Annotated in this window: 20 protein-coding genes; 19 read left to right on the top strand and 1 reads right to left on the bottom strand. The window is 37.2% G+C overall.

The window, feature by feature from the left end; translation table 11 throughout:
• Positions 1 to 2: 2 nt before the first annotated feature.
• From rlmN to spoVM, 7 genes are all read left to right on the top strand, one after another.
• Positions 3 to 1,091 (top strand): dual-specificity RNA methyltransferase RlmN, encoded by a 1,089-nt coding sequence (gene rlmN, locus BAU23_RS02255; protein WP_000450535.1) that lies wholly within the window; start codon positions 3 to 5, stop codon positions 1,089 to 1,091.
• Between the two features lie 4 nt (positions 1,092 to 1,095).
• Positions 1,096 to 1,848, top strand: coding sequence for a Stp1/IreP family PP2C-type Ser/Thr phosphatase (locus tag BAU23_RS02250; protein WP_000648692.1), 753 nt, complete (start codon positions 1,096 to 1,098; stop codon positions 1,846 to 1,848).
• Positions 1,849 to 1,856: 8 nt separating this feature from the next.
• A complete protein-coding gene (gene pknB, locus BAU23_RS02245; protein WP_000904772.1) occupies positions 1,857 to 3,833 on the top strand; it encodes a Stk1 family PASTA domain-containing Ser/Thr kinase in 1,977 nt (658 codons plus the stop codon).
• A 419-nt stretch (positions 3,834 to 4,252) separates the two neighbouring features.
• Positions 4,253 to 5,134, top strand: a complete 882-nt coding sequence (gene rsgA / locus BAU23_RS02240) for a ribosome small subunit-dependent GTPase A (RefSeq protein ID WP_001113939.1) — start codon at positions 4,253 to 4,255, stop codon at positions 5,132 to 5,134.
• A 2-nt stretch (positions 5,135 to 5,136) separates the two neighbouring features.
• Entirely contained in the window at positions 5,137 to 5,781 is a 645-nt protein-coding gene (rpe, locus tag BAU23_RS02235) for a ribulose-phosphate 3-epimerase (protein WP_000589964.1), read from the top strand.
• Between the two features lie 100 nt (positions 5,782 to 5,881).
• Positions 5,882 to 6,562: a thiamine diphosphokinase gene (locus BAU23_RS02230; RefSeq protein WP_000752661.1), complete on the top strand. Its 681-nt coding sequence runs from the start codon at positions 5,882 to 5,884 to the stop codon at positions 6,560 to 6,562.
• Positions 6,563 to 6,628: 66 nt separating this feature from the next.
• Positions 6,629 to 6,709, top strand: a complete 81-nt coding sequence (gene spoVM, locus BAU23_RS02225; RefSeq protein ID WP_001213599.1) for a stage V sporulation protein SpoVM — start codon at positions 6,629 to 6,631, stop codon at positions 6,707 to 6,709.
• Positions 6,710 to 6,782: 73 nt separating this feature from the next.
• On the opposite strand, the gene rpmB is transcribed toward spoVM, so the two are convergent.
• Positions 6,783 to 6,971 (bottom strand): 50S ribosomal protein L28, encoded by a 189-nt coding sequence (rpmB, locus tag BAU23_RS02220; RefSeq protein WP_000124776.1) that lies wholly within the window; start codon positions 6,969 to 6,971, stop codon positions 6,783 to 6,785.
• Positions 6,972 to 7,395: 424 nt separating this feature from the next.
• On the opposite strand from rpmB, the gene BAU23_RS02215 reads away from it, so the two are divergent.
• From BAU23_RS02215 to BAU23_RS02160, 12 genes are all read left to right on the top strand, one after another.
• Positions 7,396 to 7,758, top strand: a complete 363-nt coding sequence (locus tag BAU23_RS02215; RefSeq protein WP_000021109.1) for an Asp23/Gls24 family envelope stress response protein — start codon at positions 7,396 to 7,398, stop codon at positions 7,756 to 7,758.
• Positions 7,759 to 7,780: 22 nt separating this feature from the next.
• The gene (locus tag BAU23_RS02210; RefSeq protein ID WP_000027116.1) at positions 7,781 to 9,457 is read left to right on the top strand and encodes a DAK2 domain-containing protein; all 1,677 of its coding nucleotides are present in this window, start codon (positions 7,781 to 7,783) and stop codon (positions 9,455 to 9,457) included.
• A 466-nt stretch (positions 9,458 to 9,923) separates the two neighbouring features.
• Entirely contained in the window at positions 9,924 to 11,972 is a 2,049-nt protein-coding gene (gene recG, locus BAU23_RS02205) for an ATP-dependent DNA helicase RecG (protein WP_001006874.1), read from the top strand.
• An 88-nt stretch (positions 11,973 to 12,060) separates the two neighbouring features.
• Positions 12,061 to 12,654: a transcription factor FapR gene (gene fapR, locus BAU23_RS02200; protein WP_000747353.1), complete on the top strand. Its 594-nt coding sequence runs from the start codon at positions 12,061 to 12,063 to the stop codon at positions 12,652 to 12,654.
• On the top strand, positions 12,651 to 13,643 hold the full coding sequence (gene plsX, locus BAU23_RS02195; protein ID WP_071733455.1) for a phosphate acyltransferase PlsX: 993 nt from the start codon (positions 12,651 to 12,653) through the stop codon (positions 13,641 to 13,643). Before fapR ends, plsX begins: the two co-directional genes overlap by 4 nt.
• Before the next feature lie 14 nt (positions 13,644 to 13,657).
• On the top strand, positions 13,658 to 14,602 hold the full coding sequence (gene fabD / locus BAU23_RS02190) for an ACP S-malonyltransferase (protein ID WP_071733453.1): 945 nt from the start codon (positions 13,658 to 13,660) through the stop codon (positions 14,600 to 14,602).
• Positions 14,602 to 15,342 carry a 3-oxoacyl-[acyl-carrier-protein] reductase gene (fabG, locus tag BAU23_RS02185; RefSeq protein WP_000911778.1) on the top strand — a complete coding sequence of 247 codons (741 nt, stop codon included), beginning with the start codon at positions 14,602 to 14,604 and terminating at the stop codon, positions 15,340 to 15,342. Before fabD ends, fabG begins: the two co-directional genes overlap by 1 nt.
• Positions 15,343 to 15,411: 69 nt before the next feature.
• Entirely contained in the window at positions 15,412 to 15,645 is a 234-nt protein-coding gene (gene acpP / locus BAU23_RS02180) for an acyl carrier protein (protein WP_000786062.1), read from the top strand.
• 58 nt (positions 15,646 to 15,703) lie between these two features.
• Entirely contained in the window at positions 15,704 to 16,441 is a 738-nt protein-coding gene (rncS, locus tag BAU23_RS02175; protein ID WP_001146869.1) for a ribonuclease III, read from the top strand.
• A 148-nt stretch (positions 16,442 to 16,589) separates the two neighbouring features.
• Positions 16,590 to 20,159: a chromosome segregation protein SMC gene (gene smc, locus BAU23_RS02170; RefSeq protein WP_000478958.1), complete on the top strand. Its 3,570-nt coding sequence runs from the start codon at positions 16,590 to 16,592 to the stop codon at positions 20,157 to 20,159.
• A 14-nt stretch (positions 20,160 to 20,173) separates the two neighbouring features.
• Positions 20,174 to 21,163, top strand: a complete 990-nt coding sequence (gene ftsY / locus BAU23_RS02165; RefSeq protein ID WP_000007653.1) for a signal recognition particle-docking protein FtsY — start codon at positions 20,174 to 20,176, stop codon at positions 21,161 to 21,163.
• A gap of 133 nt (positions 21,164 to 21,296) precedes the next feature.
• On the top strand, positions 21,297 to 21,629 hold the full coding sequence (locus BAU23_RS02160) for a putative DNA-binding protein (RefSeq protein WP_000891062.1): 333 nt from the start codon (positions 21,297 to 21,299) through the stop codon (positions 21,627 to 21,629).
• The last annotated feature ends 10 nt before the right edge of the window (positions 21,630 to 21,639 follow it).

Below are 21,639 nucleotides of genomic sequence, written 5' to 3'. Positions count from 1 at the left end.
TCATGGAAACAACTGTAAAAAAACAAAAGAAAAATCTAGAAACAAAGAAACCATCAATTTACTCTTTACAACTTCATGAAATGCAAGATTGGTTAAAGGAACAAGGGGAACCTAAATTCCGTGCAGGGCAAATTTTTGATTGGTTATATAAAAAACGTGTAAAAAATTATGAGGATATGTCAAACCTTTCTAAAGGATTGCGCGATAAATTGTCGAATTCCTTTGATATTACTACTTTAAATACATTAGTAAAACAAACGTCTTCGGATGGAACAATTAAATTCTTATTCCAGTTATACGATGGATACTCTATTGAAACGGTATTAATGCGACATGAATATGGAAATTCGATTTGTGTAACAACACAGGTTGGTTGTCGAATTGGCTGTACGTTCTGTGCTTCTACACTTGGTGGGCTAAAACGAAACCTAGAAGCTGGAGAAATTGTAGCGCAAGTAGTGGAAGTTCAGCGTGCGCTTGATGAAACAGAAGAGCGTGTAAGTTCTCTTGTTGTTATGGGAATTGGAGAGCCGTTTGATAATTACGACAACTTAATGTCATTCTTACGCATTGTAAATCATGAAAAAGGAATTCATATTGGTGCAAGGCATATGACAGTTTCAACAAGTGGAATTGTTCCAAAAATTTATAAGTTCGCTGAAGAAGATATGCAAATCAATTTTGCGATTTCATTGCATTCTGCAAATACAGAGTTACGTTCAAAATTAATGCCGATTAACCGTGCTTATAAGCTACCAGATTTAATGGAAGCTGTTAAATACTATGTAAATAGAACAGGGCGTCGTATTACGTTTGAATATGGCTTATTTGGAGGAGAAAATGACCAAGTTGAGCAAGCTGAAGAACTTGCTGCGCTCTTAAAAGGTGTAAAATGTCATGTAAACTTAATTCCGGTAAACTACGTGCCAGAACGTGATTATGTACGTACGCCACGAGAGCAAATTTTCTTATTTGAAAAGACGCTAAAAGATCGTGGAGTGAATGTAACAATTCGCCGTGAACAAGGTCATGATATTGATGCAGCCTGCGGTCAGTTGCGTGCAAAGGAGCGCAAAGAAGAGACGAGGTGACGAGATGAAAGCCGTGTTTCTATCGGATAAAGGGAAAGTTCGTCAACATAATGAAGATAGTGCAGGAGTTTTTCACAATTTAGATGGAAATATTTTAGCGGTAGTAGCAGATGGGATGGGAGGTCATCGAGCTGGCGATGTAGCTAGCTCGATGGCTATTCAATTATTCCATGATTATTGGAAGCAAACGCATAATATGAATGAGCCTAAAAAGGTAGAAAAGTGGTTACATACTAACGTTGGAATTATTAATGAGCGTATATATGCTTACTCTAAGCAGCATGTAGAATGTAATGGCATGGGAACAACGGTTATCGTAGCGATTTGTACACCTAGTTTTGTAACAATCGGTCATATAGGAGATAGTCGTTGTTATATGGTATCAGAGGGAGAAATATCGCTTATAACGGAAGATCACTCACTTGTAAATGAACTTGTTAGGCACGGTGAAATTTCAAAAGAAGATGCAGAATATCACCCGAAAAAGAATGTTCTATTAAGAGCGTTAGGAACAGAAGAAACAGTCGGATTAGATGTTAAAACATTAGTTCTCGAAGAAGATGATCAATTGCTTCTTTGCTCTGATGGATTGTCTAACAAAGTCCCTATGGCTGATATGCAACAAATTTTACAATTGAATGAACAGCTCGAGGCGAAGGGAGAGCATTTCATTCAATTAGCAAATGATCGTGGTGGAGAAGATAATATCACTCTCGTTATTATTGATTATGCGGATTCGGCAAACGAAAGTAGGTGAAGTGCAACGTGCTGATTGGAAAACGCTTAAATGACCGTTATAAGCTGCTGAAAATGATTGGCGGTGGAGGGATGGCCAATGTATATTTAGCTCATGATGAAATACTTGGCCGAGATGTAGCGGTAAAAATATTAAGACTCGACTATTCAAATAACGAAGAGTTTATTAAACGTTTCCATCGAGAAGCGCAATCTGTTACAACGTTGTCGCATCCAAATATTGTGAATATGTATGATGTTGGGGAAGAGGATGGTATATATTATCTTGTAATGGAATATGTACCTGGACGAACATTGAAGCAATACATAATTGATCGAGGGATGTTACCGATAGGAGAAGCTCTTGATATAATGGAGCAGTTAACGTCCGCCATGGCACACGCCCATCACTTTGAGATTGTGCATCGTGATATAAAACCGCACAATATTTTGATTCGAGATGATGGAGTGATAAAAGTCACAGACTTTGGAATTGCGACAGCTACAAGTGCAACAACAATTACACATACAAATTCGGTGCTCGGTTCTGTACATTATTTATCACCGGAACAAGCACGTGGTGGTATAGCGAATAAACAATCAGATATTTATTCACTTGGGATTGTTATGTTTGAATTGTTAACAGGAAGACAACCGTTTTCGGGTGAATCTGCTGTTGCAATAGCTTTAAAACATCTACAAAATGAAATACCATCTCCAAAAAGATGGAATGAAAATATTCCACAAAGTGTTGAAAATATTATATTAAAGGCAACTGCGAAAGATCCATTCCATCGATATCAATCTGCTAACGCGATGAAACGGGATATTGAAACAGCGCTATATCCAGAAAGAATAAATGAACAACCATTTTACATACCAGAAGATATGGAAGCAACGAAAGCGATTCCAATCATTCAACAAGAACAATTATTCCAAAATGTGAGTGATGAAACAATTGTGCTAAAAGGAAGTAAAGTGGATGAACAAGCAAGAAAAGAAGAGACCGAATCAGCTAAGAAGAAAAAACGCAGTAACAAATGGCTGAAGGTTTTAATTACAACATTTTTACTTTTAGCGATAGGGATAACATTAGCGCTTACTGTTATTCCAGGCTTCTTTATTCCGAAAGATGTGAAGGTTCCTGATGTGGCTGGTATGAAGTATACGACAGCTGTAAATACATTAGTTGAAAAAGGCTTTGAAGTTACAGAACCTAACATTGTATATACAGATAATGTTGAAGTGGGAAAAGTGATAAAAACAGATCCAATAGCCGGAAGAGTAGTGAAAGAAAGCTCTAAAATTACTATCTATCAATCAGGTGGAAAAAAGAAAAGTAAAATGAGTGACTTCACAGGAAAAGATTTCGAGAGTATAAGAGCTGAGTTAGAAGAAAAATATAAACAGGTTACCATTAATTTTATTGAAAATGATAAGCCGAAAGGTGAAATCGTAGAGCAAATACCAACGCCTGATCAAATGGTTATAGAGGCAGAACAAGAACTGAAGATTTGGGTAAGTAAGGGACCTTATCAAATTAGGCCAGGTGATTTTTCAGGATGGACTGAAAATAGTGTAAAAGGTTACTTAAATGAAAGAAAGCTTGTTTCTGATATAAAAAGGGAGTATTCAGATACTGTCGAAAAGGGACTTGTTATTTCTCAATATCCAAAACCTGGGACACCTTTAAAAGAAGGAGATAAAGTAACGATTGTTATCTCTGATGGTCCGAAGCCCAAAGTGACGAAAACAGTAAAAGTGGATAATATTTCTATCCCATATGAAGCTTCTGCAACAGGTGAGAAAAAACCGCAAACAATAGAAATTTATAAAGAAGATATGCAGCAAAAAATGGATAGACCAGTTGAAACGAGAACGATTACTGAGTCAGCGACTATTTCTTTAGAATTTGTAATTCAAGAAGGTTCAAAGGGACATTATAAAATTGTTCGAGATGGAGTAACGATTATAGAAAAAGAAGTACCATATCCAGCTCAACAATAATGGATTCCATTCTTGTTTTATAGAGGATGGAATTTGTCCTGCTATCTGTTGGTAGTAAGACCCTCGCCTCAAAATCCGGCTGTAAAGCAAAGAAGGTAGGCAGGATTGATTGCCCGTAAAAGCCCGATTGGTGAGGACTTTTACTAATCAGAGGGGATCGATAAACCCCCAATGATTAAAGTTTCACTTTATTACTCTTGCCTGTTATCTGTCTAAATAATGGATGGTATAGCAGGCAAAAATATATGATTCAAAAGCTATAAAGGTGATACTATTGTGAATAATATTTTGAATGTGATGGTAGTTTAAATATATTACCTGGGTATATATTTAGTTAGTTTTTAAATAATTGTTTAAAGAACTCTAGTCAATTCATTATTAATTACAGTTTCACTTTATACAAAATAAAGGAGAATTATATGCCAGAAGGAAAAATTGTAAAAGCTCTAAGTGGGTTTTATTATGTGCAGCATGAAGAAGGAATTACACAATGTCGCGGGCGTGGTGTATTTAGAAAGAATAAAATTACGCCACTTGTAGGAGACCAAGTCGTTTTTCAAGCAGATAATCCGAGTGAAGGATACGTGTTAGAAGTATTTGATCGAAAAAACGAACTTGTTAGACCTCCTATTGCTAATGTTGATCAAGCGATTCTCGTTTTCTCTGCAGTAGAACCAGATTTTAATCCCGGACTGTTAGATCGATTTTTAGTACAGATTGAATATCATAATATTAAGCCGATTATTTGTATTAGTAAGATGGATTTAGTGGATGAAAAAATGAAGGAAACTGTTGAAGCTTTTGCAAATGATTATCGTGAAATAGGTTATGATGTATTATTTACTTCTATAAATACATCGGAAAGTATCGATATTTTGAAACCATTCTTAGAGGGCTGTATTTCTGTCGTTGCAGGACAATCTGGTGTTGGAAAATCTTCAATGTTAAACGTTTTACGTCCAGATTTAGAATTGAAAACAAATGATATTTCTTCACATTTAGGGCGCGGGAAACATACGACAAGACACGTGGAATTAATTACAGTGGGGAGCGGGCTTGTTGCGGATACACCTGGTTTTAGTTCGCTTGATTTCATAGATATAGAGGTAGAAGATCTTACATATTGTTTTCCAGAGTTGAAAGAAGCGAGCCAATACTGTAAATTTAGAGGGTGTACACATCTTTCTGAGCCGAAATGCGCGGTGAAAGCTGCGGTTGAAGAAGGAAAGATAACTGAATATCGTTATAAGAATTACAAACAATTCGTAGAAGAAATTAGAGAGAGAAAGCCGAGGTATTAGTTATGATTAAAATTGCACCATCGATTTTATCAGCAGATTTTTCAAAATTAGGGGAAGAAATTAAAGATGTAGAAAAAGGTGGAGCTGATTACATTCACGTCGATGTAATGGATGGACATTTCGTACCAAATATTACGATTGGACCATTAATTGTAGAAGCTATCCGTCCGATTACATCATTACCATTAGATGTACATTTAATGATTGAAAATCCTGATAACTATATCCCGACTTTCGCAAAAGCGGGAGCAGATATTATTACTGTTCATGTAGAGGCGTGTCCTCATCTACATCGTACAATTCAGTTAATTAAATCTCATGGCATTAAAGCAGGGGTTGTATTAAATCCGCATACACCAGTATCGGTAATTGAACATGTATTAGAAGATATAGATATGGTATTACTAATGACAGTAAATCCTGGATTTGGTGGACAGAAGTTTATTCATTCTGTATTACCGAAGATTAAAGAAGTTGCAGAAATGGTTAAAGAGCGAAATCTAGAAGTAGAAATTGAAGTTGATGGTGGTGTAAATGCTGAAACGGCAAGACTTTGTGTTGAAGCAGGAGCGAATGTTCTTGTAGCAGGATCAGCAGTATACAATCAAAAAGACCGCGGTGAAGCAATTCGTATAATTCGTGGATAAAGAATGAATGGCCTTTATTCTAGTGAAGCATCTAGTTAATTAAGACTTCACTATTTTATACAGGATAGAGCGAAAAATAAGGAGAAAGGCAATCTACCGAATGGCAGATTGCCTTTTTACAATAGAAGGGGAAGAAAAAATGATTGTTCATATTTTGGCAGGAGGACCTGTAGAATACTGCGCAGATTTTTCTCGATATGAAAATGAAGAAGTAGTGTGGGCGGCGGTTGATAGGGGAGTGTACCGTTTGTTAAAAAGTGGAATTACTCCGACTGTTGCGTTTGGGGATTACGATTCGGTTACTGAGGATGAGTTAGCATGGATGAGGCAGCAAACAAATGAGTTACATATTGTTCCGCGAGAAAAAGATCAAACAGATTTAGAAATTGCAATTAGCTGGGCTTTAGAACAAAATCCGAAATTAATTCGTATTTTTGGCGCGACTGGTGGAAGACTTGATCATGGTTTGGCAAATATACAAATGCTTTTAAAAGGTTTAGCGGCAGAGATAGAAATGTGTATTGTAGACAATAAAAATGAAATAACAGTAAAAAAAGTTGGTACACATATAATTGAAGAAAATGAAAATTTTCCTTATGTATCCTTTGTACCGGTTACTGAAACAGTTGAAGGTATTACATTACGTGGATTTAAGTACTCTCTTACTAACAAGACAATAGAGTGGGGATCGACACTTTGTATTAGTAATGAACTCATTGTGGAAAAAGGTACTTTTTCATTTACTTCTGGCATATTAATGATGATAAGAAGCACTGATTGAAGAAACAATTTTGCTCCTTGCATCATATAGTAAACAAGTGGAGTAATGGGGATTAGGAGGGAAACCATGAGATTTTATACAATTAAGTTACCTAAATTTCTTGGTGGAATTGTACGTGCGATGTTAAATACCTTCAAAAAAGACTAAAAAAAGCACCTATTACCGGTGCTTTTTCCATTTTAATAATAAAAAAAGAGCCTAGCGGCTCTTTTTTTTATTATTAAACACGTTCGATTTTGCCAGATTTTAATGCTCTAGCAGAAACGTAAACACGTTGAACTTTTCCGTCGATGCGTACGCGAACTTTTTGAAGGTTAGCGCCCCATTTACGTTTTGTAGCGTTCATTGCGTGAGAACGAGAGTTACCAGAACGAGCTTTTCTTCCAGTGATAGCACAAACACGAGCCATTTATATTTCCCTCCCTTGATACCTTACCATACGTAATTTTTCAATGTTAGTCTTTTTTGCGATGCTAAAAACACTACTATAATTTAACACAACTAAAAAGAGAATGCAACACCGTAGAAAAAAGAAATCAAGAAAAATTACTTGACACCATATATCAATGAAGAAAAGCTGAAATCAAGAAAAATTGCTTGACACCATATATCAATGAAGAAAAGCTGAAATCAAGAAAAATTGCTTGACATATTATAGTGGTACATGTTGTATAATAACAATGGACTATTTTGCTCATCATAGAAAAGTTGTAGTATAAAACATAAAATATGAGAGTGAAAAGAAAGAACGATGGAATTTTCTTTAAAAAGATTATATGATAGTAACTAAAGTAGTCTAGCTCACTTTCACCATTTATGAAGGGGGAAACGAGATGTCAATTGAAATTAAAACGAAGTACGGTCAAATTGATATTAGTACAGATGTAATTGCAACAATTGCTGGAGGTGCCGCAGTAGATTGCTACGGTATCGTAGGTATGGCATCAAAAAATCAGTTAAAAGATGGATTAACAGACATTTTACGAAAAGAAAACTTCACTAGAGGTGTTATTGTTCGTAAAGATGAAGATGAAGTACATATTGATATGTATATTATTGTGAGCTATGGTACGAAAATTTCAGAAGTAGCACATAACGTGCAGACTAAAGTGAAATATACATTAGATCAAACTGTAGGACTAGCAGTAGATTCTGTAAACATCTACGTACAAGGAGTTAAAGTAATAAACTTGTAATGTGCATTAAGGAGGAAAATCTGTGTCAATTCAAAAAATTGATGGAAAACGTTTATCACAAATGATCATTCAAGGAGCAAATAATTTAACAAATAATGTTCAGCTTGTTGATGCGTTAAACGTATTTCCAGTTCCAGATGGCGATACCGGTACAAACATGAACTTATCAATGACTTCAGGCGCACGTGAAGTGAAAGAAAATCCTTCACAGCATGCTGGTAAAGTCGGCGTAAGTTTAGCCAAAGGATTATTAATGGGAGCTCGTGGTAACTCTGGGGTTATTTTATCTCAGTTATTCCGTGGTTTTTCTAAATCCATTGAACAAAAAGAAGAATTAACAACAGTTGATTTTGCTGCAGCTTTAGAGGCTGGAGTAGAGGCAGCGTATAAAGCGGTTATGAAACCAATTGAAGGAACGATTTTAACGGTTGCAAGAGAAACGGGTAAATATGCAGTGACAGTTGCGAAAAAACAGCGCGACTTTGTTTTGTTTATGGAAGACGTTGTAAAAGAAGCGAATGCATCGTTAAATCGTACGCCAGATTTATTACCTGTATTAAAACAAGTTGGCGTTGTAGATAGCGGTGGTAAAGGTCTAGTTGTTGTATATGAAGGATTTTTAGCTGACTTAAAAGGAGAAACGATTTCTTCTAATGTGCAGACGCAACCATCTATGAATGACATGGTACGCGCAGAACATCACCGTAGTGTACAAAGCCAATTGAGTACAGAAGATATTAAGTATGGATATTGTACGGAATTCATGGTGAAATTAGAGCCTGAAAAAATGAAGGAACATAATTTCTCTGAACAAAAATTCCGTGAAGATATTAGTGTGTACGGAGATTCACTACTTGTTGTATCAGATGATGAGGTTGTTAAGGTTCATATTCATGCGGAACATCCTGGAGATCCTATGAACTATGGACAACGCTACGGTAGTCTAATTAAGATTAAAGTAGAAAATATGCGTGAACAGCATACGGCTTTATTAGATGAACCTACTATGGTGCCTGAACAAACGAATCAACCAAAAGAGAAACAACCGTATGGTATTGTGACTGTAGCTATGGGATCTGGTATTAAAACTTTATTTGAGAGCATTGGCGCAACGAAAGTTATCGAAGGTGGCCAAACGATGAATCCAAGTACGGAGGATATCGTGAAGGCGATTGAAGAGGCGAATGCTGAAAAGATCATCATTTTACCAAATAACGGAAATATCGTAATGGCAGCAGAACAAGCAGCTTCAGTAGTAGATCAAGAAGTTATTGTTGTTCGTTCGAAAACAGTTCCTCAAGGTATGGCTGCAATGTTAGCATTTAATCCAGTTGGAACGTTAGAAGAGAATAAAGAAAACATGAACGAAGCTTTATCTCATGTGAAAACAGGTCAAATTACGTATGCTGTTCGTGATACGGAAATTGACGGTGTGGCAATTCAAAAAGATGATTTCATGTGTATTGCAGATGGAAAAATCGTATCAACAAACGCTGAAAAAGTAGGAGCTGCGAAGCAATTACTAGAAGCACTAATTGATGAGGATTCTGAAATCGTAACGATTCTACAAGGTGAAGATGCAACAGACGAAGAAGTGGCTGAATTAGTTGCGTTTGTTGAAGAGAACTTTGAAGATGCAGAAGTAGAAGTACATGCAGGGAACCAACCGGTGTATTCTTTCATCTTCTCTGTAGAATAAGAAAAGATTCGTTTTAAAAATAAATGGATTACTTACTTGCTAATGGATGAAAAGTAGTGATATGAAATTTATTACTAGTTTTTATTCAAAAGGCTAGCATATTGATGATAGAAAAGAGCCTTGCTGCTAATAGTGAGGCTCTTTTCTTGCGTGTTGTATATCTTTGTTTTGTCCCGCTATTTGTGGGCAGTAAAATTTCCACCCCTAAATTCGGCTAGAGCAAAGAAGTTAGTTGGGAGATTAACTGCCCGTAAAAGCCCGATTGGTGAGGGCTAATAATCAGTGGGGGATGAACAAAACCCCACTGATTATAGTTTCACTTTATATAGAGGGATTAGAGTAGTTTCTCTTAGAATGCCTATGATAGAATATATAGGGTGAAAGAGAGAGATTACAGATGTCAATGATGTTAATGGAGAATCAATAGAATGAATCGAAGAAAATAATGTGACGGAGCGTGAGAATCTTGAATGAAGTTGTACAAGTTCCTGTTACGGATGTAAAGGGAATCGGAGGAGAAACATCTGAGTTATTACACGAGATGGGAATTTATACAGTTTCTCATCTATTAGAACATTTTCCGTACCGTTATGAAGACTATGCGATGAAAGATCTTGCTGAAGTAAAGCATGATGAGCGTGTGACGGTTGAAGGGAAAGTACATAGTGCCCCTTTACTTCAATACTATGGAAAGAAAAAGTCGCGTCTTACAGTTCGTGTTCTTGTCGGGCGTTATTTAATTACAGCCGTATGTTTTAATAGACCCTATTATAAACAAAAGTTAAAGCTAGATGAAACGGTAACGATTACTGGTAAATGGGATCAGCATCGCCAAACGATCGCTGTATCAGAACTTCATTTTGGACCGGCTGTGCGTCAACAAGAAGTAGAGCCAGTATATTCAGTGAAAGGGAAGTTGACAGTAAAGCAGGTGCGCCGTTTTATTGCCCAGGCTTTAAAGGAATATGGAGACTCTATAATTGAAGTGTTACCTGACGGTTTGTTAAGTAGGTATAAGTTATTACCACGTTATGAAGCACTCAAAGCGTTACATTTTCCAGTGGGACAGGAAGACTTAAAGCAAGCACGGCGCCGTTTTGTATATGAGGAGTTTTTCTTGTTCCAGTTGAAAATGCAAACATTACGGAAAATGGAAAGGGAAAATTCAAAGGGCACGAAAAAAGAAATTTCATCAGTAGAATTGCAAGAGTTTACTGATGCACTTCCGTTTCCGTTAACTGGCGCACAAAGCCGGGTTGTAGATGAAATAATGAAAGATATGACATCTCCCTATCGCATGAATCGATTATTGCAAGGGGATGTAGGTTCTGGGAAAACAGTTGTTGCTGCGATTGCACTTTATGGAGCGAAATTAGCTCATTATCAAGGTGCTATGATGGTTCCTACGGAAATTTTAGCTGAACAACATTATCAGTCGCTCGCTGAGACGTTTTCACATTTCGGTATGAAGGTTGAACTGCTAACAAGTTCTGTTAAAGGTGCGAGACGTCGAGAGATTTTGGCGAGATTAGAGCAAGGAGAAGTAGATATCCTTGTTGGGACGCACGCTTTAATTCAAGATGAAGTTATATTTCATAGGTTAGGTCTCGTTATTACGGATGAACAGCATCGATTTGGTGTAGCGCAGCGCCGGGTTTTACGTGAGAAAGGCGAAAGTCCAGATGTGTTGTTTATGACGGCGACCCCAATCCCGCGTACGTTAGCTATCACTGCATTTGGAGAGATGGACGTTTCTATTATCGATGAAATGCCAGCTGGTAGAAAGGTGATCGAAACGTATTGGGCAAAACATGATATGTTAGATCGCGTTCTCGGTTTTGTGGAGAAAGAGATCAAAAAAGGAAGACAGGCATATGTTATTTGTCCTCTAATTGAAGAGTCTGAGAAGTTGGATGTACAAAATGCTATCGACTTACATAGTATGCTGACTCATCATTATCAAGGGAAATGCCAAGTTGGATTAATGCATGGGAGACTATCATCTCAAGAAAAAGAAGAGATAATGGGACAGTTTAGTGAAAATAAAGTGCAAATTCTTGTATCGACAACAGTTGTTGAAGTAGGTGTGAATGTACCGAATGCGACTGTTATGGTTATTTATGACGCGGAGCGTTTCGGTTTATCGCAGCTTCATCAGCTTAGGGGGCGCGTTGGGCGTGGTAGTGAACAATCGTATTGTTTATTAATTGCGGACCCGAAATCAGAAACGGGAAAAGAAAGAATGCGCATTATGACTGAAACAAATGATGGATTTGTATTGTCAGAAAAAGATTTAGAGTTACGAGGTCCTGGAGATTTCTTTGGAAGTAAGCAAAGTGGTCTACCAGAGTTTAAGGTTGCTGATATGGTACATGATTATCGAGCGTTAGAAACAGCGAGACAAGATGCGGCGATACTAGTTGATTCAGAAGCGTTTTGGCACAATGATCAGTATGCTTCGTTGCGTACTTATCTTGACGGAACAGGTGTGTTCCAGGGAGAGAAGCTCGACTAAGAGTAGTCTGCAAAAGTTTTTGTTGCATTCTACTTTTAATGATTATATACTACTGTTAGTACCTAGTCATAAAAATGGATGGTGCGGTATGAAAAAAAGAAGAAGTAAAAAAGAAAGACAAGAATTATTACAACAAACAATAGAAACGAATCCTTTTATAACGGATGAAGATTTAGCGGAAAAATTTCAAGTGAGCATACAAACTGTTCGTCTTGATCGTATGGAATTATCTATTCCTGAATTAAGAGAACGAATTAAGCATGTGGCTACAAAACAACATGAAGAAGATGTGAAATCTTTACCGTTAGAAGAGGTTGTCGGAGAAATTATCGATATAGAATTAGATAGACATGCGATTTCTATCTTTGAAGTAAAGGTAGAACATGTATTTAAAAGAAATCAAATTGCTCGTGGGCATCATTTGTTTGCGCAAGCAAACTCACTAGCTGTTGCAGTTATTGATGAAGAATTAGCTTTAACTGCAAAGTCTACCATTCGATACATTCGTCCTGTAAAATTAGGAGAACGTGTTGTTGCAAAAGCACGTGTTGAAGATGTAGAGAATGGTAAAGGACGGACGGTTGTCAAAGTGCGTAGCTTTGTTGGAGAAGAACTTGTTTTTACAGGCACTTTTGAAATGTATCGATCTAGTAATTATAGTGAGGAAGGTAACAACTTATGAAAATCGCAATAGATGCAATGGGCGGCGATCATGCTCCAAAGGCTGTAGTATTAGGAGCAATGAAAGCTATTAAGGAATACTCAGATTTACATATTACGTTAGTAGGGAAAGAAGAGGAAATTCGTCAATACTTAACGAGTGAAGAGCGAATTACTATACTTCATACAGACGAAAAAATCGAATCGATAGATGAACCAGTAAGAGCGGTTCGCCGAAAAAAACAAGCTTCAATGGTACTAGCAGCAGAGCAAGTGAAGAACGGCGTAGCGGATGCTTGTATCTCAGCAGGAAGTACAGGAGCTTTAATGGCAGCTGGATTGTTTGTTGTTGGTCGTATGGAAGGAATTGAACGACCAGCTTTATCACCTACAATGCCAACTGTTGATGGAGAAGGCTTTGTGATGTTAGATGTTGGAGCAAACGTTGATGCAAAACCAATTCATTTATATCAATATGCAGTAATGGGCTCTGTTTATGCAGAGAAGGTAAGAGGAATTAAAAATCCTCGCGTTGGACTTTTAAACGTTGGGACAGAGGATGGCAAAGGAAACGAGCTTTCAAAACAAGTCTTTGCTATGCTCAAGGATGCACCAATTAATTTTGTTGGAAACGTTGAATCAAGAGACTTATTGCAAGGTGTAGCAGATGTTGTTGTATGTGATGGTTTTACAGGTAACGTAGCTCTAAAATCATTAGAAGGAACAGCACTTGCATTATTCTCTATGTTAAAAGAGCAATTAATGAGTTCGTTTACGAGCAAATTAGCAGCAGCGGTATTAAAACCAAAACTTATGGTATTAAAAGATAAAATGGATTATTCGGAGTATGGAGGAGCGGCATTGTTTGGCTTAAAAGCTCCTGTCATTAAGGCTCATGGTTCTTCAAATGACCAATCGATATTTAGTGCGATTCGTCAAACAAGAGAAATGGTAGCGAAAGAAGTAATTCCTACAATTTCAAGTGTAATGGAGAAAGAGCCGCTTCAATAAGAGGAGGATTTGAAATGGGAAAACTAGCATTTCTTTTTCCGGGCCAAGGTTCACAGGCAGTTGGAATGGGTAGACAGTTAGCGGAGAATAATAACGAGGTTGCGAAAGTGTTTGCGAAAGCGGATGAGGTGCTGCAAGATTCACTGTCAGAAGTGATTTTTGAAGGGCCACAGGAAAAGCTAACATTAACGACAAATGCGCAACCTGCTTTATTAACAACGAGTTTTGCAATTTTAACAGCTTTGAATGAGTATGATATTACACCAGATTTTGTCGCGGGACATAGTTTAGGTGAATATAGCGCTCTTGTAGCAGCGGGTGCATTAACTTTTGAAGATGCTGTATATGCTGTAAGGAAACGTGGGGAATATATGGAAGAAGCAGTTCCGGGTGGGGAAGGTGCGATGGCAGCTATTTTAGGTGCTGATCCGGAAATGCTGAAACAAGTTACAGAAGAAGTAACAAGTGAAGGATATGCGGTGCAAATTGCTAATATGAATAGCACGAAGCAAATTGTTATTTCTGGAACAAATCAAGGAGTAGAACTTGCTTCTCAAAGAGCGAAAGAAAATGGTGCTAAAAGAGCAATTCCTCTTAAAGTAAGTGGACCATTTCATTCCTCACTTATGAAGCCAGCTGCTGAGAGATTCCAAAGTGTTTTAAATGAAATTACAATTCAAGACACAGATATTCCTGTTATTGCAAATGTTACAGCGGACGTTATTACACGTGGTACAGATATTAAAGAAAAGCTGATTGAACAGCTCTATTCGCCTGTATTATGGTATCCATCCATTGAGTATATGGTGAATCAAGGGGTAGATACATTTATTGAAATCGGCCCTGGAAAAGTACTTGCTGGTCTTATGAAGTCGATTGACTCTTCTGTGAAAGCATATGCGATATATGACGAAGAGACATTAAAAGATACCATTTCAAATTTGAGAGGAGAAAACTGATGTTAAAAGGGAAAGTAGCATTAGTAACTGGCGCTTCACGTGGAATTGGTCGTGCGATTGCGATTGATTTAGCGAAACAAGGGGCAAATGTGGTAGTAAATTATGCTGGTAATGAGCAAAAGGCGAATGAAGTAGTCGATGAAATAAAGAAATTAGGTTCAGATGCTATTGCAGTAAGAGCAGATGTTGCAAATGCTGAAGATGTTACGAATATGGTGAAACAAACTGTAGATACGTTTGGACAAGTAGATATTCTTGTAAATAACGCTGGTGTAACAAAAGATAATTTATTAATGCGTATGAAAGAAGAAGAATGGGATACAGTTATTAATACAAACTTAAAAGGTGTATTCTTATGTACGAAGGCAGTATCTCGTTATATGATGCGTCAACGTCATGGACGTATTATTAATATCGCTTCTGTTGTTGGAGTAACAGGAAACCCAGGACAAGCAAACTATGTTGCTGCTAAAGCTGGTGTAATTGGATTAACAAAAACATCAGCAAAAGAATTAGCGAGCCGAAATATTACTGTAAATGCAATTGCTCCAGGGTTTATTGCGACTGATATGACGGATGTATTAGATGAAAATATAAAAGCCGAAATGTTAAAGTTAATTCCTGCAGCTCAGTTTGGTGAAGCGCAAGATATCGCAAATACTGTAACGTTTTTCGCTTCTGATCAAAGCAAATATATTACAGGACAAACGTTAAATGTTGATGGCGGAATGGTAATGTAATAAAAGAATCGATTTCACCTAGTTTTTTTGGACAATATTTTATATAATATTTGAGGGGAGGTGAATGGAATGGCAGATGTTTTAGAGCGTGTAACAAAAATCATCGTTGATCGTTTAGGTGTAGAAGAAACTGAAGTAGTACCAGCTGCGAGCTTTAAAGAAGATTTAGGCGCAGACTCCCTAGATGTAGTAGAACTTGTAATGCAATTGGAAGATGAATTCGAAATGGAAATTTCTGATGAAGATGCTGAAAAGATTGCTACTGTTGGCGATGCTGTGACTTACATAGAGAGTCATCTATAATGCTTAAGTGAAGTCCCGTTTTTTAGCGGGGCTTCTCGGCTTATATCTGGAGGGACCTATGCCGTACCGAAAACATAGAGAAAAAAAGTATGAAACAAAATATCGTGAAGCGTTTAAAGTATTTCAAGAAGAGATAGGTATTACGTTTTCAGATGAAAAATTATTGATTCAAGCATTTACGCATTCATCGTATGTGAATGAGCATCGAAAAAAACCGCATGAGGACAATGAGCGTCTTGAATTTCTTGGTGATGCTGTATTGGAACTCACTGTATCACAGTATCTGTTTCAAAAATATCCGACAATGAGCGAAGGAGAGTTAACAAAACTACGTGCAGCTATTGTATGTGAGCCATCTCTTGTTCGTTTTGCAAACGAATTGTCATTTGGTAGCCTTGTTTTATTAGGGAAAGGTGAGGAAATGACGGGTGGACGTGAACGACCAGCTTTATTAGCGGATGTCTTTGAAGCGTTTATTGGTGCCCTTTATCTTGATCAAGGGCTTGAAACAGTTTGGGGATTCTTAAAAGAAGTTGTATATCCGAAAATTAATGAAGGTGCTTTTTCTCATGTGATGGATTATAAGAGTCAATTGCAAGAATTGATTCAGCGTGATGGTAGTGGTAACGTTGAGTATCAAATTTTGCAAGAAAAAGGACCGGCCCATAACCGAGAATTTGTGTCACGTGTTACGTTAAATAACGTGGCTTTAGGTCTTGGTAGTGGCAAGTCGAAAAAAGAAGCAGAGCAACAAGCTGCTGCAGAAGCATTGAAAAAATTAAAAGAACAACTATAAGGAATCCCCCTTTGAATGAGGGGGATTCCTTATGCATAGAATGAAACTTTCCTTTTGTTTATAAATAAAAGGAGTGGGAAATCCGTATAGTAGCTTGTTTTCGTACAGACAATGTTTACAACAACGGAGAATAGGAGGAAGGCCTTTCGTGTTTTTAAAAAGATTAGAAATAGCAGGATTTAAATCTTTTGCTGAGCGTGTATCTGTCGATTTTGTTCCAGGTGTAACTTCTGTAGTAGGACCTAACGGGAGCGGGAAAAGTAATATTACTGATGCGATTCGCTGGGTACTTGGTGAACAATCTGCAAAGTCATTACGCGGTGCGAAAATGGAGGATATTATTTTTGCAGGTAGTGATACGAGAAGAGCAGTTAATATTGCTGAAGTAACATTAACTTTAAATAATGAAGACCAACGATTACCGATTGAATATAACGAGGTGTGTGTAACACGTCGTGTATCTCGTTCGGGTGATAGTGATTTTTATATTAATAAACAATCTTGTAGATTGAAAGATATTATTGATTTATTTATGGACTCTGGTATGGGAAGAGAAGCTTTTTCAATTATTAGCCAGGGGAAAGTCGAAGAGATTTTAAGTAGCAAATCGGAAGAACGTCGAGGGGTATTTGAGGAAGCTGCGGGTGTGCTGAAATACAAACTTCGTAAAAAGAAAGCTGAAGGGAAATTAGCAGAAACACAAGAAAACTTAAATCGTGTGCAAGATATTATACATGAATTGAGTAGTCAAGTAGAACCACTAGAAAGACAAGCTTCTATAGCGAAAGATTTTCTTGAGAAAAAAGAAGAATTAGAAAAAGTAGAAGCGGCGCTTATTGTACATGAAATTGAAGAATTACATGAAAAATGGGAAGCGCTTCGAAATCAATTTGGGCATAATAAAGATGAAGAAGTTAAGATGTCGACGAATTTACAAAAAAGTGAAGAAGAGCTTGAGGAATTACGTGGACAATTACAAGCGGTTGATGAATCTGTAAACTCCTTACAAGAAGTTCTTCTTCTTTCTAGTAAAGAACTAGAGAAACTAGAAGGGCAGCGTGAGTTGTTAAAGGAAAGAAAGCAAAATGCGACGACGCATTGTGCGCAGCTTGAAAAGCTAATTGTTGAATTGGTAGAGAAAGCTAAAAGTTATGATGGCGAAATTGAAACAAGTACCGAAGCGTTAATGCAATTTGTGAATCAAGTAAAAGAGTTGGAGAAGAAATTGCATGATAATGAGCAACTACTTGCAACTTTTGCCGTGAATCTAGAGGAACAGATTGAGAATTTAAAAGGTGATTATATTGAACTTTTAAATCAACAAGCAAGTCTTCGTAATGAATTATCTATGATTGAAGAACAATCTAAACAGCAAAATTCTAAAAATGAACGCCTTGATGAAGAAAATGAAAAATATGTACAGATGCGTATGGAAATTACAGCGAAAAAAGCGAAACTTGTAGAAAGTTATGAGCAAGTGAAGGAGAAAGTAGCTGGCATTATTTCTAACATACAGAAGACAGAAACGGCACTTGGGAAATGTAAGTCTCAGTATAGTGAAAATGAAACGAAACTGTATCAAGCGTATCAATTTGTGCAACAGGCGCGTTCTCGAAAAGAAATGCTAGAAGAAATGCAAGAGGACTATTCTGGTTTCTATCAAGGGGTACGTGAAGTATTAAAGGCTAGAGAAAATAGATTGCAAGGTATCGAGGGAGCTGTTGCAGAACTTCTGACTGTGCCGAAAGAATATGAAATTGCAATGGAAATCGCCCTTGGGGCAGCGATGCAACATATCGTAGTACAAACAGAAGAACATGCACGTAATGCAATTACATTTTTAAAGCAAAATAAACATGGTCGTGCAACGTTTTTACCTCAAGCTGTTATTAAAAGTAGATCGTTATCATTTGAACAATTACGCATTGTGAATCAACATCCAGCGTTTGTTGGTGTGGCGGCAGAACTTGTGCAGTACAACAATAAATATGAGAATGTAGTTTCAAGCCTATTAGGTACTGTTGTTGTTGCGAAAGATTTACGGGGTGCAAATGAATTAGCGAAACAATTACAATATCGCTATCGTATTGTAACGCTTGAAGGTGACGTAGTAAATCCTGGCGGTTCTATGACTGGTGGAGCTGTAAAACAGGCGAAATCTTCTTTATTAGGGCGCCAGCGTGAACTTGAAGAATGGACTAAAAAGCTAGCTGATATGGAAGAAAAAACAACGAAGCTGGAAAACTTTGTTAAAGCAGTAAAGCAAGAGATTCAAGAAAAAGAAGTGAAAATACGCGAACTACGCCAAGGCGTAGAAACTGAGCGTGTAGATGAACAAAAATTAAGAGAAGAAATTAATCGATTAGAATTAGAAGAGCATCGAATTAACGATCGTTTATCTATATACGATTTAGAGATAGAAGGATTTTTACAAGATCAAGTGAAAATGCAAGGGCGAAAAGGAGAGTTAGAAAAGATTTTAGCAACTCTTCAAGCGGAAATCTCGGAATTAGATGGCAAAATCGTCGCATTAACGAAACAAAAAAGTGAGCAACATTCTTCAAAAGAAAAAGTTCAGAAGGAAATGACTGAGCTAAAAGTACAAGCAGCTGAACAACAACAACGTTTATCAAATCAAAAAGAAAAAGTTGAACGATTGACGAAGGAAAAAGAAGAGACTGATACGACACTTGTAAAAACGAAAGAAGATTTAGCGTTCTTAAAACAAGAGATGACGTCTAATTCAAGTGGCGAAGACCAAATTACGAATATGATAGAGAAGAAAGCATATGATCGTAATCAAACTTCGGATTTAATTCGTTCGCGTCGTGAACAACGCGTATCATTGCAAGAGAGAGTGGAGCATTTAGAGCGCGGTGTGAAAGAAACAATAGGTAAACATAAATATATTCTTGAGATGTTGAAAGATCAAGAAGTGAAAATTAACCGACTTGATGTAGAGTTGGAAAATAGATTGCAGCATTTACGTGAAACATATACTATTTCATTTGAAGCAGCAAAACTGAAGTATACAATGACGATGCCTGCAGAAGATGCGCGTAAAAAGGTGAAATTAATTAAACTATCCATTGAAGAGCTAGGCGCAGTAAACTTAGGGGCAATTGATGAATACGAACGTGTAGCAGAACGTCACACATTCTTACTAGAGCAAAGAGATGACCTGGAAGAAGCGAAATCGACGTTACATCAACTTATTACGGAAATGGATGAAGAGATGAAAAAACGCTTTTCTACTACATTTGAAGGAATTCGAACGGAGTTTCAATCTGTATTCTCTGAATTATTCGGAGGCGGAAGAGCGGATTTAGTAATGACAAATCCAGAAGATTTATTAAATACTGGTATTGATATTGTGGCGCAACCGCCAGGGAAGAAACTACAAAATTTAGGTTTACTTTCAGGTGGAGAGCGTGCTTTGACGGCAATTGCGCTCTTATTTGGTATTTTAAAAGTACGCCCAGTCCCATTCTGTGTGCTAGATGAAGTAGAAGCGGCTCTTGATGAGGCTAATGTTGCTCGTTTTGCGCAGTATTTAAAGAAATTTAGTGATGAAACGCAGTTTATTGTAATTACACACCGAAAAGGTACAATGGAAGAGTCTGATGTATTGTACGGTGTAACAATGCAAGAATCAGGGGTATCTAAGCTTGTTTCTGTTCGTTTAGGTGATGGCGAAGAACTTGTAGCAAGTAAATAGGAAGGATGGGAAGTATGAGCTTTTTTAAAAAATTAAAAGAAAAAATTTCAAAACAAACGGATACAGTAACAGAGAAGTTTAAACAAGGATTGGAAAAAACAAGAAATTCATTTGCTGATAAAGTAAATGATTTAGTGTATCGTTATCGTAAAATAGACGAAGACTTCTTTGAGGAATTAGAAGAAATTTTAATTAGTGCAGATGTTGGAGTCTCGACAGTAATGGAATTAATTGATCAGTTGAAAGAAGAAGTGCAACGTCGTAACATTCAAGATCCAAAAGAAGTACAGGCTGTGATTTCTGAGAAGTTAGTGGGAATTTACAAAGGTGATAGTGACTTTAGCAATGAAGTTAATATACAAGAGGATCAATTAACAGTTGTTTTATTTGTTGGTGTTAATGGTGTAGGAAAAACGACGACAATTGGTAAGCTTGCACATAAATTTAAATCGGAAGGAAAGTCTGTCCTATTGGCGGCAGGAGATACATTCCGTGCTGGAGCGATTGAACAATTAGAAGTATGGGGCGATCGTGTTGGTGTAGAAGTAATTAAACAAGGATCAGGGTCTGACCCGGCGGCTGTTATGTACGATGCTGTACAGGCAGCGAAGGCTCGTAAAGTGGATGTATTGCTATGTGATACAGCAGGACGCCTGCAAAACAAAGTCAACTTAATGAAAGAGTTAGAGAAAGTGAAGCGTGTAATTGAGCGTGAAGTACCAGGAGCTCCTCATGAAGTATTACTTGTTATTGATGCAACAACAGGACAAAATGGATTAAGTCAAGCAAAAACATTCCGTGAAGCAACGAATGTTACTGGTATTGTTTTAACGAAGTTAGACGGAACTGCTAAAGGTGGTATCGTATTAGCAATTCGTAACGAGATGGATGTACCGGTGAAGTTTGTTGGACTAGGAGAGCAAATGGATGATCTGCAGCAATTTGATCCAGAACAATATGTGTATGGCTTATTCGCGAACTTGGTAGAAACTGAAGAAGTGTAAGTGAAAGAAGCGGTATTTCCGCTTCTTTTTCTATAAAAAATATGTGATGTTAAGAAAAAAACTTGACACTCTTTTATACTCCATGTAAACTAATTCATGTAAAGGGAAATCACTTAACAAAGGATGATCCAACATGCTCGAGAAAACAACGAGAATGAACTATTTATTTGATTTTTATCAATCGTTGTTAACGCAAAAACAAAGAAGTTATATGTCGCTTTATTATCTAGATGATTTATCTCTTGGTGAAATTGCGGAAGAATTTGATGTAAGCCGCCAAGCCGTGTATGATAACATTAAACGGACTGAAGCGATGCTTGAAGAATATGAAGAAAAATTAGTATTACTTCAAAAGTTTCAAGAGCGACAGCGACTTGTTGCAAAGCTAAAACAGCTAATCAGCGAAGAAGAGCATGTGAATGAAGAAATGAAACAAGTTGTTGAAGCTATCGAAAAATTAGATTAGGAGGGCGGCA

It is taken from the genome of Bacillus nitratireducens, assembly GCF_001884135.1.
In the GTDB taxonomy this organism is placed as follows: domain Bacteria; phylum Bacillota; class Bacilli; order Bacillales; family Bacillaceae_G; genus Bacillus_A; species Bacillus_A nitratireducens.
This window is presented reverse-complemented; position numbering and strand designations above follow the sequence as displayed.

Excerpts from the sequence above, each read along its gene's own strand:
- rlmN (WP_000450535.1), top strand. The coding sequence starts at position 3 with ATGGAAACAACTGTAAAAAAACAAAAGAAAAATCTAGAAACAAAGAAA.
- BAU23_RS02250 (WP_000648692.1), top strand. The coding sequence starts at position 1,096 with ATGAAAGCCGTGTTTCTATCGGATAAAGGGAAAGTTCGTCAACATAAT.
- rsgA (WP_001113939.1), top strand. The coding sequence starts at position 4,253 with ATGCCAGAAGGAAAAATTGTAAAAGCTCTAAGTGGGTTTTATTATGTG.
- rpe (WP_000589964.1), top strand. The coding sequence starts at position 5,137 with ATGATTAAAATTGCACCATCGATTTTATCAGCAGATTTTTCAAAATTA.
- BAU23_RS02230 (WP_000752661.1), top strand. The coding sequence starts at position 5,882 with ATGGCAGATTGCCTTTTTACAATAGAAGGGGAAGAAAAAATGATTGTT.
- spoVM (WP_001213599.1), top strand. The coding sequence starts at position 6,629 with ATGAGATTTTATACAATTAAGTTACCTAAATTTCTTGGTGGAATTGTA.
- rpmB (WP_000124776.1), bottom strand. The coding sequence starts at position 6,971 with ATGGCTCGTGTTTGTGCTATCACTGGAAGAAAAGCTCGTTCTGGTAAC.
- BAU23_RS02215 (WP_000021109.1), top strand. The coding sequence starts at position 7,396 with ATGTCAATTGAAATTAAAACGAAGTACGGTCAAATTGATATTAGTACA.
- fapR (WP_000747353.1), top strand. The coding sequence starts at position 12,061 with ATGAAAAAAAGAAGAAGTAAAAAAGAAAGACAAGAATTATTACAACAA.
- plsX (WP_071733455.1), top strand. The coding sequence starts at position 12,651 with ATGAAAATCGCAATAGATGCAATGGGCGGCGATCATGCTCCAAAGGCT.
- fabD (WP_071733453.1), top strand. The coding sequence starts at position 13,658 with ATGGGAAAACTAGCATTTCTTTTTCCGGGCCAAGGTTCACAGGCAGTT.
- fabG (WP_000911778.1), top strand. The coding sequence starts at position 14,602 with ATGTTAAAAGGGAAAGTAGCATTAGTAACTGGCGCTTCACGTGGAATT.
- acpP (WP_000786062.1), top strand. The coding sequence starts at position 15,412 with ATGGCAGATGTTTTAGAGCGTGTAACAAAAATCATCGTTGATCGTTTA.
- rncS (WP_001146869.1), top strand. The coding sequence starts at position 15,704 with ATGCCGTACCGAAAACATAGAGAAAAAAAGTATGAAACAAAATATCGT.
- ftsY (WP_000007653.1), top strand. The coding sequence starts at position 20,174 with ATGAGCTTTTTTAAAAAATTAAAAGAAAAAATTTCAAAACAAACGGAT.
- BAU23_RS02160 (WP_000891062.1), top strand. The coding sequence starts at position 21,297 with ATGCTCGAGAAAACAACGAGAATGAACTATTTATTTGATTTTTATCAA.